Below are 13,711 nucleotides of genomic sequence, written 5' to 3'. Positions count from 1 at the left end.
CACGATGCTCGCCCAGGCCGGCGACCCGCTGCTGGGCGCGCTGTCGGCGGTCAAGACCGTGCAGCGCGTGGGCAAGGTCGCCGACGCCTACGGCACGCTGATCCGGGCGACCGGCTTGCGGGCCGCCATCGGCGAGTTGTGCCATCTGCGCAATCCGGCCGGGGAGGGCGATCCGGCGTTCTCGCTCGCCGCGGAAGTGGTCGGCGTCTCGCGGCAGCACACATTGCTCACACCGCTGGGCGCGCTCGACGGCATTTCCGCGACCACCGAGGTCTACGCCACCGGGCGCCAGGCCGCCCTCAAGGCCGGGGCCGGCCTGCTGGGCCGGGTGCTCGATGCGCATGGCGAGCCGATCGACGGACGTGGCCCGGTCCGCGGTCCGACCGTCGATGCGCCGATCTACGCGGCCTCGCCCAATCCGCTCACGCGCAACCTGATCGAGCGTCCGTTCTCCACCGGCGTTCGCGCGATCGATACCGTCATGACCGCGGGCGAAGGCCAGCGCATCGGCATCTTCGCGGTGGCCGGCGGGGGCAAGAGCACGCTGCTTGGCATGCTCGCGCGCGGCGGCGACGCCGACATCAACGTGATCGTGCTGGTCGGCGAACGCGGACGCGAGGTCAGCGAGTTCATTCACGACAACCTGGGCGAAGCCGGCCTGGCGAAATCGGTGATCGTGGTCGCCACGTCCGACCGCCCGGCGCTGGAGCGCAGCCGCGCCGCCTGGGCCGGCACCGCCATCGCGGAGCACTTCCGCGACCAGGGCAAGCGTGTGCTGTTGCTGCTGGATTCGGTCACCCGCTTCGCACGCGCGCTGCGCGACGTGGGGCTGGCGATCGGCGAGCCGCCGGCGCGACGCGGCTTTCCGCCGTCGGTCTTCAGCGCGATGCCGCGCCTGTTCGAGCGCGCCGGCAACAACGACAAGGGATCGATCACCGCCTTCTACACGGTGCTGGCCGAGGACGAGGACGGCGGCGACCCGATCGTGGAGGAAGTGCGCTCGATCCTCGACGGCCACATCGTGCTGTCGCGAAAGCTGGCGGCGGCCTACCACTACCCGGCCATCGACGTGCTCACCAGCCTCAGCCGCACCATGCCGCGGGTGGTCGACGCGTCGCACCTGCGCGCCGCCGGCCAGTTGCGCAAGCTGCTGGCCAAGCATCAGGACATCGAGTTGCTGTTGCAACTGGGCGAATACAAGCGCGGCAGCGATCCCGACGCCGACGCGGCGATCGCCAAGATCGGCCCGATCCGCGCGCTGCTGCAGCAGTCGTCGTCGGAGCTGGTGCCGTTCGAACAGTCGGCCCAGGCGTTGCGGAAGCTGCTCGGATGAGCCGCCGCTATCCCCTGCAGACGCTGCTCAAGCTGCGCGCGCACCGCACCGAGACCGCGCGCCTGGAGGTGCTGGCGCGCCAGCGCGTGGTGGCGGCCTGCCGCGACGAGTGCACGCGCATCGGCGACGAGATCACCGAGCTGCAGCGGACCCGCGCCGCCCAGCGCAGCCGCTTGCTCGATCCGCCGTCGCCGGGCCTGTCCTGGCCGATGGTGATGGAACAGCGCGAAGCGCACATCGAACTGCTCGCCGCGCATGTCCTGGCGGGGCAGCAGCGCCTGCAGGCCGCGCAGGGACGGCTGCGGGAGGCGGAGCAGGCGCTGGAGCAGGCCAAGCAGGCCTATTTCCGCGCCAAGGGGCGAGAGGATGCCCTGGAAAAGCGCAAGCGTCTTTGGCGCGACGAGCAGATCGCGCTGGAGATCAATCGCGAGGAGGACGCAGCGGCGGACCTGATCCTGGCCCGCCATGCGACGTCCGGACACAGCTGAGGTCGTCATGAGCATCGAACGCAATCCATCCGCCGACCGCGCCGCCGATGCGCGCGTGCAGGACAACCAGAAGGGTCGGGACGCCGAGCGCGCGCCTCCTCCGCGCGAACAGGTCGACCGGTTCCGCGACGTGCTGCGCCAGGCCGGGCAGTCGAACCGGGAAGCGAAGTTGGCCTTCGCTGAGGCGCGGCAGCAGCAGGCCGGCGAGCTGCGTGGCGAGTCGCGCACCGAAAGCGCGCAGATCGCGCGCTCGGTCGCGGAAGAGGGTCTGCGCGTGGACGCGGTGGGTGCCCGTGGCGAGGACGCCAGCGAAACCGCCCGCCAGCAGGTCCTGGAGGCCACCGAGATCATGGCGATGATGCAGGCGCAGTCGGCGCTGCGCGACGGTGCCGCGCCTGCATTGCCGGCTCCGCCGTCGATGAATGCCGGCACGTTCAGCGATCTGCTCGAGCGTCACGTCCGCCAGCTCGCGGTGGCCGGCAGCCAGGGCGCGCAGGCGTCGGACGGCCAGGTCCTGCTGCGCATGGCCGATGCCACGTTGCCCGGCACCGACCTGCTGCTCACGCGGACCGAGACCGGCTGGCTGCTGAAGGCCGACACCCGCTCGCGCGGCAGCTACGACGCGATCCGCGAAGCGGCCCCTGAACTCGCGCGCCGTTTCGCCGAGCGTGACCTGGGCGAGCTGCAGATCGACCCGCAATTGCACGGCTGAATGGAACCGCGGCGGCGGGCTGGGGTTTGCCCCAGCTAGGACCGACGCATGCAGTTGGGCACAGTGAAGTGCGACGGGCGACACGCTCGCCCGACCGGCACCCAATTCCAGCGACACGCAACGGGAGACGACACCATGAGTCTGTTCGATGGCATCAGCAATGTCCTGTCCAACACCATCCAGTCCACCCTGAATGCAGTGCCCGGCGGCCAGCTCCTGAGCCAGCTCGCCAACAACTTCATGGGTTCGATGCTCGGCCAGTCCGGCAGCAGCGGCAACCAGGCCGCCGACAACATCCTCAACAGCAACTGGATGCAGGGGATCAACGCGGCGATCCAGAACTTCCGGAACTGATCCCGTGCAGGACGCTCCGGTCGCGCTGGGCAGCCGTGAGGACTTCATCGCCGCACTGGGCGACCTGCGCGCGCAAGGCGCGCTCGACGCGCGCGACGAGTCCGATCTGATCCGGCAATTCGACGAGACGCTCGACGAATTCCAGCGGGTCCGCGGCGACCTGGTGGCGGAGTACGAACGCCGTACCGCCGAACAGGGCCGCGACGCCGCGGATGGCTGGCTCGGCGAGGCTGCGCAGGCGTTGGGCCGGGAGCAGGGCACGCGCCTGGCGCGCCTGTTCGCGACCCTGCCGGCGCTGACGGCGTCGGCCGGCTGACGCCCTGGCTCCGCACGTCGGGAGCCGCCTCACGACGCCCTAGGGTCCGCCCCAGCTTGCCGGGCGTCGGGAGGATTCGGAGACTGGCAACACAGGTTTCACATCGTTCGCAGCACCGTCAGCAACATTCCCTTCTTCCGGAGTTCGCCATGGCGCTTCGCCCGCCCCGCAGACCGACCCCGACGCGCCGTCCCCGGACGGAAGGCGTGCAGGTGCCCGGCGCGTTGGCTCGGGGCGCGACATCGTCGCCGGAGCCGATGAAGGCGCTGGCCGAAGCGAACGACGGCATGAACGATCTGATCGCGCAGTTCACCAGCGCGCTCGACGAGGACCCCTCGCTCGATCCGGAAACCAAGGCCTTCCTGCGCGAGCAGTTCGGGCTGGCGCTGGACGACGCGCCCGACGGCCTCGATCTACTCGAGCAGCTCGGCAATCGCGGCATCTGGGTCGAGGCGGTGCAGTCGATGCAGGACAGTGGCGCCATCGCCGAGAACGAGGCCAACGATCTGGTCCGTCAGCTCGAGCAGGCGATCGCGCCCTTGCAGAGCCGCGAGTCGAAGCTCGCGATCGAATTCAGCCGGCGCATGCAGTCCGATGGCGAGGACGCCGCGCTCGAGTGGTTCCGTGCGCAGGTCGCGCAAGGCGAGGCGGAAGCCGCACAGAAGGCGGCGACGCCGACAGCTGCGTCCGGCGACGGCGTACTGCCGCTGCGCACCGAGATCACCCAGTCACGTTCCCGACGGTTGAGAGCCCCACCGCGCCCGCGTTGATCCACGCGCGTCACGCGGTTCCCGCATCACCTCTCGATCATCAAAAGGAAATTCCAATGTCCGTCGACATGAACACCTTCTCGTACGTCAACAATTCCGAAATCGATCGTGCCGCCGAGGCCAACCTGTCGCGTGCCAAGGGCGGCGGCTGGATGCTCGCCATCGCGCTGGCACTGGGCAAGATCGCCGACAGCATGGGTGAGAACATGCTCGATCTCGCCAAGCAGATCGACACCCTGCAGCGCGCCCAGGTCGACAATCCGAAGGCGACCGCCGACGACGGCAGCGGCCTGTCCGAGCTCAACGCCCGCCTGACCACGCTGGGTCAGCAGCTGGGCCAGATGCTGCAGGCCATGAGCACCATCATCAAGACGCTGGGCGAGGGCAACAAGGATCTTGCTCGCAAGCAGTAAGCGCCAGGCAATACGGTCACGGAACGCCCCCGGCTCTGCCGGGGGCGTTTCTTCGCGTGCGGGCGACCGGCGCGACGCGCGGTTCCAGTGGCGCCGCCTGGTCGTCGCGGGCGCGCTGGCGCTGGTGCTCGTGGCCTGTGGATCCGCGGAAGACGCAGGCGGGGCGAACCACACGGCCTCGCCTGCTGCGGCACCGATGCCCGATGCCGGGACGGCGGATGCCGGCGTGCGCGACGGCATCGGCACCCCCTTCGACGGCCGGCCCTATCTGGGCAGCGTCGAAGTGCGCGCCGACGTGCCGGGCCAGGGCGCCGGTGCGATCCGGGACTCCGGACGCGGCAGCATCCATCTCGAACGCAACGATGCCGGTGTCGCCCTCGTGCTGGCAGGCAACATCAAGGTCGAAGGGGACGCGTCCTTCTTCCTGGACGGGCGTCGGGCCGACGGCGGCTGGCGTAGCCGGAGCGAGGAGGTACAGGTCGGGATCGACGCGGATGGGACCGTCGCGGGGCACGGGCGGATGGGCGATCAGCAACTGCGCTTCGATGGGCGGGTCTCGCCGACCGACTTCGATCTCGATGTGGAGGTGACGCTGGCCGCGGCATCGGCGAAGGGCCTGCCGGCGGGGACCCGCTTCGTGTTCGCGTACCGATTGCGTCGCGATGCCGGCGATGGTCCGGCGACCGCGTCCGACGGCGCCGACGACGAGGCGCGGACGTCCTGCCGGAGATTCGTGTGGCGGGTCCGCAACATCGCGGACTTCTCGGGCGGCCCGATGCGGATGATCCAGGTGCCGGAGTGCGTCGGCTGAGATGCGGCGATGCCGTGAGGGGCGATCGCCCCCTCGGTGGCCCCCTGCTGAGGCCACACCGGGACCAGAGGGCCGCGTCGGGTCGGGCGTTCGTCGCGATGCGCATCGCGGACGCCTGCCGACGGGCGGACAGCGCCGTCGCGCTGCGCGGGCGGCGGGGCCGGCGGACGGCGCCCGGCCCCATCGATGTCAGGAGGACACGTCGGTCCGGTCGCGCCGGGAGTCGCGGTGCGTCGCCAGCCGCCAGGCGCCGACCGCGCACCCCAGACCGATCGCGACCAGCCAACCCATGGTCGAGGGCTGGCCGAGCAATCCGGTGGGCATCCGGGGGGCGCCCAGCCACACGAAGGCCGAGGCCAGCAGCAGACCCAGCGCTCCGTACGCCGCCAGCGTGAGCACCCAGTACAGCCACTGGTAGGCGAGCTCGGCCTCGCGCAGATCCGCCAGTTCCTCGCGCGCCGCCGCCGAGCCCGCGCCGAGTGTGGCGAGCAGACCGTTCCAGCCGCCACGGCGGTCCCGGCGTGCGGTGTCGTCGCCGGGCCGGCCCGGGCCGGTGACGGTGTGGCCCTGGGCGGTCGCGCCATCGGCCCGGCCGATCTGCCCGGGGCGCGCATCGTTGCCCGCCAGCATCGGGTTGCCGCGCGCATCGGCGAGCGGCAGGACCGTCGGCGCGAGGGGATTCGCCGCCAGCGTGGCGCCGGCCGCGCTCGCTGCAGCGGCATGGGCGGCGGTCGCCGCAGTCGCCGCCGTGTTGCCGCTCGCCGACGAGGCGGCCGCCAGCGTGGCGGCGGTGGCGGCCCGATCGCCGGCAGCCAACGCGGCGTCGCCTGCCTGCCGGGCGGACGCTGCCAAGGCATCGCCGCGTAGCGGCATGAGGCCCGGTTGCATGCCTGGGGGCAGGGCGGTCGTCGTGGTGCCCGTCGCCATGGCCGGCGCAGGCGTGCTGGTGGCAGCCATGGGCGTGGCCACCGGGGGCGCGGCGCCCGGCGGCAGGCGCGGGCTGGCCGCGGCGAACGGGGCGCCGGTTGCGGCCGCCATCTGCGATCCGAGACCGGCTTGCGGCGCGAGACCGCCCCGCAGCCCCAGCGTCGATGCGGATTCCTGCGCCATGGCGGCCTGTGGCGTCGTGGCGGTTGTTGGTGTGGCGGACGCGCGCGGCGTCGCCAGACTGCCGGCCAACTGGTTCAACGCTTGGACCACACGGCCGAGCGGACCGTCGTGGGTGGGGGCATGCGCCGTCGTCGAGGGGCTGGTGCCCGCTGGCGGCGCTGCGCCCGGCACATGGCCGCTTCCCGGTGGCCCGGCATGGGCGGGCGCGTTGGCGTGCGCTGGCGGGCCGGCATGCGCAGGCGCGTTGGCGTGCGTCGGCGGGCCGGATTGGGCGCCCGGAAGATGACTCAGCGGCCCGCCGGGCGATCCCGGCCCGCCTGGCCCCAGGCGCAGCGCCTGCGCCAGTGGGCTGGTCAGGGTCTGCAGGAGCCCTGAGAGCCCGCCGGAGCGCGGACCCCCGGGCAACAAGCTCGATAGCGGTGAGGACGAGGGGATGACCATGCGTCTGGCCCATGAGTGACGGGAGGGCCGGACCCCCTGGTTCCGACCGCCTTCACGCTAACCCGTCGCGTCGCCCGGGTGAACCTCGGGCCGACCCTAGGGCCAGCCCGAGGATGCGGAACCGTGACAAATGTCCTAACGCGCGAGCTGCAGCGCGTCCCGCTTGGCGGCGCGCCGCTGCTCGCGGGGCTGGTCCCAGGCGTTGTTGAATTCGGCCGGTTCCCAGCTGCCGTAGGTCGGATTGGGCAGCATCCACCAGCGTTCGCCGAACCAGTCGCCGTACGCCTCCAGCAGGCCGTCGCGCGCCTCGGCCGTATTCGCCACCACCTGCACGAAATCGCCGATCTGGTCGCCGAACTGCATGATCACGCGGTAATCGCGGCCGGCCACGCGACGGCGGCAGAGCTTCTCCGAGCCGTGCTGCTCGCAGCCGGGCACGTGGGTGCCCAGACCGAGGAATACGCTCTCGTCCTTCACCGGCAGGCCCTTGTCGCGCAGGTTCGCCAGCGTGGCCTCGTTGAGGTGCTGGGCACGGTTGGAGATGTACAGCACGGTCACACCCCTCTCGGTCGCCGCGCGGGCGAAATCGACCACACCCGGTACCGGCTCGGCCTTGCGCTCGGCCACCCATTCCGCCCAGCTGACTTCGTCGTACTCCTCGCCGTCGGCGATCAGGCGCGCCTGGTACGGCGAGTTGTCGAGCACGGTTTCGTCGATGTCCATGATCACCGCCGGCGGCAGCGACGAAAAGGTGTCCGCGTTGTCGCGCTCGTCGGGCACCAGGGCGTCCCAGTTGGGCTCGGCGATGGCGGCGTCGAGATGATCGGCGGCGGCGCGGAACAGCGACAGCAGGGTCGCCTTGTATTCGACCGAGCGCTGCACCCACAGCACGGCGTTGAGGTTGTCGTCGGCATCGGTCGGGGCCGGCGCAGCACCGGTGCCCGCGGTCGCCGGTGCCGGTGCGGTGTCGGTCGGTGCCGCATCGCGGTCGGGAGCCGGCGTGCAGGCCGCCAGGGCGAGAGCGAGCAGGGACAGGGGCAGCAACTGACGACGCATCGCGATCTCCGCGGCTTTTTTCGGGGCGCCGAGTGTAGCGGACCGGCATGACGGGACGTGGCGGGCGCGGCGTGCAGCCTCCGAAGCCTGAGCCACGCGACACCCGGCCTGGGTGGGTATGTGCCGCCGTGCGGCCCCGTCGTCGGCGCGCACGGCGTGCGCCGGGTGCGCCGGGCGCGGCACGGCAGGCTGCAACGGCCGGGGTGTCCTGTGGCGGGCGGCATCCGACACCCGGACGCGCTTGGGCGTCAGCCGTCGAGCATCGCCTTGATCGCGGCGAAGCCGGCATCCGCGCGTTGCTTCTTGTGCGCGGCGTCGGCCTGGGGATCTGCGCCGTCGCGTTGCAGTTCGTCGGGCGGCAGCTCATCGAAGAACCGGCTGGGCCTGAGCTTCATCCGCTCGCCCCATTTGGTGGTCTCGCGTGCGTACGACAGCCACAACCGCTCCTTGGCACGGGTGATGCCCACGTACAGCAGGCGGCGTTCCTCGTCGATGCGGCCCTCGTCAATGCTGGCGTCGTGCGGCAGCACGCCGTCCTCGACGCCGACGATGAACACGTAGCGGAACTCCAGGCCCTTGGCGGCGTGCATGCTCATCATCCGCACCTGGTTGCCCGGGTCGTCGCGGTCGGCATGGGTGAGCAGGGCGAGCTGGGCGGCGAGGTCGCCCGGGCCGGCACCGCGCGTACCGCCTTCGAACCAGCCGGCCAGTTCTTCGAGATTCCCGCGACGCATGCCGAACTGCTGCTCGGTCTTGCACTGCGCCCGCAGCGCACCGAGCATGCCCGAGCGCTCGACCAGGTTGCGCACCAGCTCCGCCGGCGGTGCGCGCATGGCGTCGTGGCGCAGACCGCGCACGATGTCGGCGAAGGTCCCCAGCGCGTTGGCCGCGCGCGGCGTGAGCTGCTTGAGCAGGCCGATCGACTCGATCGCACGCGACATCGGCATCTGCGCCTGTCGCGAGAGCTCCGAAAGCCGCGCCAGCGTGGTCGCGCCCACCTCGCGCTTGGGCGATTGCACTGCACGCAGGAAGGCGCTGTCGTCGTCGGGGTTGGCGATCAGCCGCAGCCACGACAGCGCGTCCTTGACTTCAGCACGCTCCAGGAACGCGGTACCGCCGGACAGGTGATAGGGCACGCGCATGAGCTGCAGCGCCTTTTCGAGCGCGCGCGACTGGAAGTTGCTGCGGAACAGGATGCAGCACTCGTTCCACTCCATCTTCTCGGACGACTTCAGGAACTGCAGTTCCGCGGCCACGCGTTCGGCCTCGTGGGCGTGGTCGCGGCATTCCCAGATGCGGATGCGCTCGCCGTCGGCCTGTGCGCTCCACAGCGTCTTCAGGTGCTCGTGCGGGTTGTTGGCGATGAGCGCGTTCGCCGCCCGCAGCACGCGGTTGGAGCAACGGTAGTTCTGCTCCAGCTTGACGATCTCGAGCGTCGGGTAGTCCTTGCCCAAGGCCGAGAGATTCTCCGGATTGGCACCGCGCCAGGCGTAGATGCTCTGGTCGTCGTCGCCGACGCAGGTGAAGTTGCCCTTCGGTCCGGCGATGGCCTTGAGCAGGCGGTACTGGACGTCGTTGGTGTCCTGGCATTCGTCCACCAGCAGGTAGCCGATGCGCTCGCGCCAGCCCAGGCGCAGGCCTTCGTCGTTCTCGAGCAACTGCACCGGGAGGCGGATGAGGTCGTCGAAATCGACGGCGTTGAACGCCGCCAGCCGCGCCTGGTAGCGGCCGTAGAGTTCCGCGGCCTCCAGCTCGCGCGTGCTGCGCGCCATGGCCGTGGCCTCCTCGGGCGACAGCCCGCCGTTCTTCGCCCGCGATACCAGCCCCTGCAACGCCTGGATCTCGTCGGGCTTCATGCCGCTGCACAGGTCCTTGAACTGCGCCGCGCAGTCGTCGGCGTCGAACACCGAGAAGCCGCGGCGCAGCCCGGCCTTCTCGTGCTCGATCTGCAGCAGCTTCAGCCCCAGTGCGTGGAAGGTGCAGATGGTCAGCCCCTCGGCCGCCTCGCCCCGGATCCGCTTGCCGACGCGCTCGCGCATCTCCTTCGCGGACTTGTTGGTGAAGGTGATCGCCGCGATGCGCCGGGCCGGGTAGTGGCCCTGGCCGATCAGGTGCGCGATCTTCTCCACGATCACGCGCGTCTTGCCGCTGCCGGCGCCCGCGAGCACCAGCAACGGGCCTTCGCAGTGAAGGACCGCGGCGCGTTGTGGAGGGTTGAGGGAATGCATGGTGTCGGACGTTCGCGCGGGCAGCGCAGTGTACCGGCCCGTCACGCCGGCGTTCGTCTTGTCGGGGCAGGGGCCCTGTGCTACGGCGAGCGGCACGCGCCGCCGCCACGGCGCTGGAGACCGCTGCCGGCCCGTCGCCCTAGAATGCGTGCATGGCCAAGATGTACTTCTACTACTCGGCGATGAACGCCGGAAAGACCACAACCCTGCTGCAGTCCGCGCACAACTACCGCGAACGCGGGATGCGCGTGGCGATCCTGACGCCAGCGCTCGACGACCGTGCCGGGCGTGGCCGGGTCGCGTCGCGGATCGGGCTGGCATCGGACGCGGAGCCGTTCGGGCCCGACGACGATCTGTGCGCCTGGGTCGAGCGCGACATCGCCGCGCACGGCACCCTGCATTGCGTGCTCGTCGACGAAGCCCAGTTCCTGCGCAAGCCGCAGGTATGGCAATTGACCGAGGTGGTCGACCGACTGCGTATTCCGGTGCTGTGCTACGGCCTGCGCACGGACTTCCGCGGCGAGCTGTTCGAAGGCAGCCAGTACCTGCTGGCCTGGGCCGACGAGATGCACGAGATCAAGACCATCTGCCACACGGGTTCGAAGGCGACGATGACGGTGCGCGTCGACGATGAGGGGCGGGCGGTGGTCGACGGTCCGCAGGTGGAGATCGGCGGCGACGAGCGCTACGTGTCGGTGAGCCGTGCGGAGTTCAAGCGGATCGCACGGGGCGAGGGACGGATCGAGACGGCGCAGGCATCGCTGCCGTTCCTGCCGTCGGGCGCCGGGTCCTAGCGCATGCCGCCCGCGGCCCGGCCCTTCCCCGGCGGGTCGAGCGAACCGGTCGCGCCGGCGCACCACCATCGCGCGTCCTTGCCGCGATGATCTCCTGCAGCCGCGACGGGCGTCGCAACGATTGCAGGGCGGACTCGAGGTGGGCGTCGATGACATCGACGAGCCGATGCCGGCGGCGGTGCTCGCTCTCGCTGCACGGCCTGACGAAGGGTGTCTCAGCGCTGGCAGTGCGCGCACCACACACTGGCGCGTTGGCCGATCAGTGCGTGTCGCAGCGGTCGGTCGCAGCGTCGGCAGGGCAAGCCGCCACGCCCGTACGTGCTCAGCTCCTGCTCGAAGTAGCCGGGGGCGCCATCGGGGCTGATGAAGTCGCGCAGGGTCGTCCCGCCACGCGCGATGGCGTGGGCGAGGATCGCCTTGGCGGCCTCGGCCAGGGCGTCGTAGCGCGGGCGCGAGACGCGGCCGGCCGCGCGCAGCGGTGAGATGCCCGCGGCGAACAGCGCTTCGGCGGCATAGATGTTGCCGACCCCGACCACGATCGACTGGTCCATCAGGAACGTCTTCACGGGGGCGCGGCGTCCGCGGCTCAAGGCGTGCAACCAGGCGCCGTCGAAAGCATCGGACAGCGGCTCCGGCCCGAGATCGCGCAGCAGCGGATGGGTGTCCCCCGGTGGCTGCCAGAGCAGGCAGCCGAACCGGCGCGGGTCGTTGAAGCGCAGTACGCGGCCGTCGTCGAGCGCCAGGTCGACGTGGTCGTGGGCGCGGACCGGCGTCCCGGCGGGGAGCACGCGCAGGCTGCCCGACATCCCCAGGTGCAGCAGGGCGCTGCCTTCGGCAGTCTCGAGCAGGAGGTACTTGGCGCGGCGGTGGATCGCCTCGATGCGACGACCGGCGAGGCGCTCCGGCAGATCCGGCGGGATCGGCCAACGCAGGTCGGGCCGTCGCAGGGTCACGCCGGTGATCGTCCGGCGCAGGACATGAGGCAGCAGGCCGCGGCGGGTGGTCTCGACTTCGGGCAGCTCGGGCATGGGCGCGCGGCATGAATACGGAAGCCCCGACATGGGGGCGCCGGCGGCACGCGGCAAGCCGGACGTGTGATCGTCCGGAGTTCCCGGGGGGGTCTGGTCTGCCGTCAGCCGATGCCGTGACAGGTGCGCCCTCACGCGCGTGTACCGGTCACAACATACGTCTCCGCAGGGGTGGCAATGCCACGGGCGAGGGACCATCATGACGTTTCACGAAATCTTGACGTACGTGCCGCCATGCCCGCTTCCCTGCTCGAATTTCTCGCCGGTGGATTGCTGCAGTTCGGCTTCTGGCCGCTGCTGGCGGTGCTGCTGGTCGCCACCCAGCTGACGATCTTTTCGGTGACCTTGTACCTCCACCGCAGCCAGGCCCATCGCGGCGTGGACTTCCATCCCGTGCTGGCGCATTTCTTTCGCTTCTGGACCTGGCTGACCACCTCGATGATCACCCGCGAGTGGGTGGCCATCCATCGCAAGCATCACGCCAAGTGCGAGACCGAGGACGATCCGCACAGCCCGCAGTTCAAGGGCATCCGCACGGTGTTCTGGCGGGGTGTGGAGCTGTACCGCGAAGCGCGCGCGATGCGCGGCGACATCGACCAGTACGGCAAGGGCTGCCCGGACGACTGGATCGAGCGCCGGCTCTACACCCCGTACGCGACGCTCGGTCCGACGGTGCTGCTGTTCGCGATGTTCGCGCTGTTCGGCTTCGCGGGCGTCGCGATCTGGGCGCTGCAGATGGCGTGGATCCCGTTCTGGGCCGCAGGCGTGGTCAACGGCCTGGGCCACTGGTGGGGTTATCGCAACTTCGAGACCACCGATACCGCCACCAACCTCAGCCCGTGGGGCGTGTGGATCGGCGGCGAGGAACTGCACAACAACCACCACGCGTTTCCCAGTTCGGCCAAGTTCGCCCTGCGCCGGTGGGAGTTCGACATCGGCTGGGCCGCGATCCGCGCGCTGGAGAAGGTCGGCCTGGCCAAGGTGCTGCGGGTCGCGCCGTCGCTCGATGTGCGACCCAACATCCACGTGCCCGACGCCGACACCGTCAAGGCGCTGCTGGCGCACCGCTTTCAGGCCATGACCGATTACCACCGCAACGTGGTCAAGCCGGCGCTTCGCGAGGAAGCCCAGGCCGCTGGCGCCAAGCTGCGCGCGTTGCTGCCGCGCCGTCTGCGCAAGGGCCTGGTCGACGACGGACGCTGGTTGCAGCCGGAGGCGCGCGAGGAACTGCAGATCTGGGTCGAGCAGCGTCCCCGCATCCGCACGTTGATGGAATACCGCGCGCGGTTGTCGGACGTGCTGGAAGCGCGCAGCCACGATGCCGGCGAACGTCTGCGTCGCCTGCAGGCCTGGTGCCACGAGGCCGAAGCCTCGGGCATCCGCGCGCTGCAGGAGTATTCGGCGCGGTTGAAGGGTTACAGCCTGCAGGCCAGCCGGGCCTGATGCCGCCGCACCGCGTCGAAGGGCGTCGCCCCGCTCGCCGTGCCCTGGCGGTGGTTCGCGTCCTGCCGATGATGATGGCGATCGGCGCAGTGCAGGCGCAGCCTCAGGCGACCTCCGACTATCTCGCGCTGATGGATACCGACGGCGACGGCCGCGTCTCGCTGGCCGAGTACCAGGCCTGGATGCTGTACGCATTCGACCGAATGGATGTGAACGGCGACGGGCGCCTGGATCCGCACGAACAGCCCGGCGGCGGCCGAGGTCGGGTGATCACCCGCGAGGCGTACCGGGCGCAGATGGCCGAACGCTTCAACCGCCAGGACGCCAATGGCGACGGCTATCTCGACGCGCGGGAGCTGGCCGCACCACCGCTCTGACGCTGCGGTGCGGCCGTCGGCGCGCAGGCGCGCCGAC

The 13,711-nt window shown here is 70.7% G+C and carries 15 protein-coding genes; 11 read left to right on the top strand and 4 right to left on the bottom strand.

What is annotated here, in order from left to right:
• The first annotated feature begins 4 nt into the window (after positions 1-4).
• The 8 genes from RG19_RS14460 (at position 5) to RG19_RS14425 (ending at position 5,197) form a co-directional block, all read left to right on the top strand.
• Positions 5-1,333: a FliI/YscN family ATPase gene (locus RG19_RS14460; protein ID WP_058836642.1), complete on the top strand. Its 1,329-nt coding sequence runs from the start codon at positions 5-7 to the stop codon at positions 1,331-1,333.
• Positions 1,330-1,821 carry a YscO family type III secretion system apparatus protein gene (locus tag RG19_RS14455; protein ID WP_058835888.1) on the top strand — a complete coding sequence of 164 codons (492 nt, stop codon included), beginning with the start codon at positions 1,330-1,332 and terminating at the stop codon, positions 1,819-1,821. Before RG19_RS14460 ends, RG19_RS14455 begins: the two co-directional genes overlap by 4 nt.
• Before the next feature lie 7 nt (positions 1,822-1,828).
• Positions 1,829-2,533: a hypothetical protein gene (locus tag RG19_RS14450; protein WP_058835887.1), complete on the top strand. Its 705-nt coding sequence runs from the start codon at positions 1,829-1,831 to the stop codon at positions 2,531-2,533.
• 135 nt (positions 2,534-2,668) lie between these two features.
• Positions 2,669-2,887: a hypothetical protein gene (locus RG19_RS14445; protein ID WP_058835886.1), complete on the top strand. Its 219-nt coding sequence runs from the start codon at positions 2,669-2,671 to the stop codon at positions 2,885-2,887.
• A 4-nt stretch (positions 2,888-2,891) separates the two neighbouring features.
• Positions 2,892-3,203 (top strand): hypothetical protein, encoded by a 312-nt coding sequence (locus RG19_RS14440; protein ID WP_058835885.1) that lies wholly within the window; start codon positions 2,892-2,894, stop codon positions 3,201-3,203.
• A 287-nt stretch (positions 3,204-3,490) separates the two neighbouring features.
• Complete coding sequence (locus RG19_RS14435; protein ID WP_202905345.1) at positions 3,491-3,973, top strand: hypothetical protein; 483 nt, start codon at positions 3,491-3,493, stop codon at positions 3,971-3,973.
• Between the two features lie 56 nt (positions 3,974-4,029).
• On the top strand, positions 4,030-4,386 hold the full coding sequence (locus RG19_RS14430) for a hypothetical protein (RefSeq protein WP_058835883.1): 357 nt from the start codon (positions 4,030-4,032) through the stop codon (positions 4,384-4,386).
• A 226-nt stretch (positions 4,387-4,612) separates the two neighbouring features.
• Complete coding sequence (locus RG19_RS14425; RefSeq protein WP_157515284.1) at positions 4,613-5,197, top strand: hypothetical protein; 585 nt, start codon at positions 4,613-4,615, stop codon at positions 5,195-5,197.
• 189 nt (positions 5,198-5,386) lie between these two features.
• Here the strand turns inward: RG19_RS14425 and RG19_RS14420 are convergent, their stop codons facing one another.
• From RG19_RS14420 to RG19_RS14410, 3 genes are all read right to left on the bottom strand, one after another.
• Positions 5,387-6,397 carry a hypothetical protein gene (locus tag RG19_RS14420; RefSeq protein ID WP_157515283.1) on the bottom strand — a complete coding sequence of 337 codons (1,011 nt, stop codon included), beginning with the start codon at positions 6,395-6,397 and terminating at the stop codon, positions 5,387-5,389.
• A 486-nt stretch (positions 6,398-6,883) separates the two neighbouring features.
• Positions 6,884-7,804 (bottom strand): 5'-nucleotidase, lipoprotein e(P4) family, encoded by a 921-nt coding sequence (locus RG19_RS14415; protein WP_058835880.1) that lies wholly within the window; start codon positions 7,802-7,804, stop codon positions 6,884-6,886.
• Between the two features lie 248 nt (positions 7,805-8,052).
• On the bottom strand, positions 8,053-10,032 hold the full coding sequence (locus tag RG19_RS14410; RefSeq protein WP_058835879.1) for a UvrD-helicase domain-containing protein: 1,980 nt from the start codon (positions 10,030-10,032) through the stop codon (positions 8,053-8,055).
• A 152-nt stretch (positions 10,033-10,184) separates the two neighbouring features.
• Between RG19_RS14410 and RG19_RS14405 the strand changes: the two genes are divergently transcribed.
• On the top strand, positions 10,185-10,826 hold the full coding sequence (locus tag RG19_RS14405) for a thymidine kinase (protein ID WP_058835878.1): 642 nt from the start codon (positions 10,185-10,187) through the stop codon (positions 10,824-10,826).
• 215 nt (positions 10,827-11,041) lie between these two features.
• Here RG19_RS14405 and mutM read toward each other — a convergent pair whose 3' ends face one another.
• Positions 11,042-11,854: a bifunctional DNA-formamidopyrimidine glycosylase/DNA-(apurinic or apyrimidinic site) lyase gene (gene mutM, locus RG19_RS14400; RefSeq protein ID WP_058835877.1), complete on the bottom strand. Its 813-nt coding sequence runs from the start codon at positions 11,852-11,854 to the stop codon at positions 11,042-11,044.
• Between the two features lie 234 nt (positions 11,855-12,088).
• Here mutM and RG19_RS14395 point away from each other — a divergent pair, with 234 nt between their 5' ends.
• On the top strand, positions 12,089-13,297 hold the full coding sequence (locus RG19_RS14395; RefSeq protein ID WP_058835876.1) for a DesA family fatty acid desaturase: 1,209 nt from the start codon (positions 12,089-12,091) through the stop codon (positions 13,295-13,297).
• A complete protein-coding gene (locus tag RG19_RS14390; RefSeq protein ID WP_058835875.1) occupies positions 13,297-13,674 on the top strand; it encodes an EF-hand domain-containing protein in 378 nt (125 codons plus the stop codon). The genes RG19_RS14395 and RG19_RS14390 overlap by 1 nt, the downstream gene beginning before the upstream one ends.
• Positions 13,675-13,711 lie beyond the last annotated feature (37 nt).

The sequence above is a fragment of the Luteimonas abyssi genome (assembly GCF_001482195.1).
GTDB classification, from domain to species: Bacteria; Pseudomonadota; Gammaproteobacteria; order Xanthomonadales; family Xanthomonadaceae; genus Luteimonas; species Luteimonas abyssi.
Note: the sequence above shows the minus strand (reverse complement) of the source record. Positions and strands in the feature narration are given on the sequence as shown.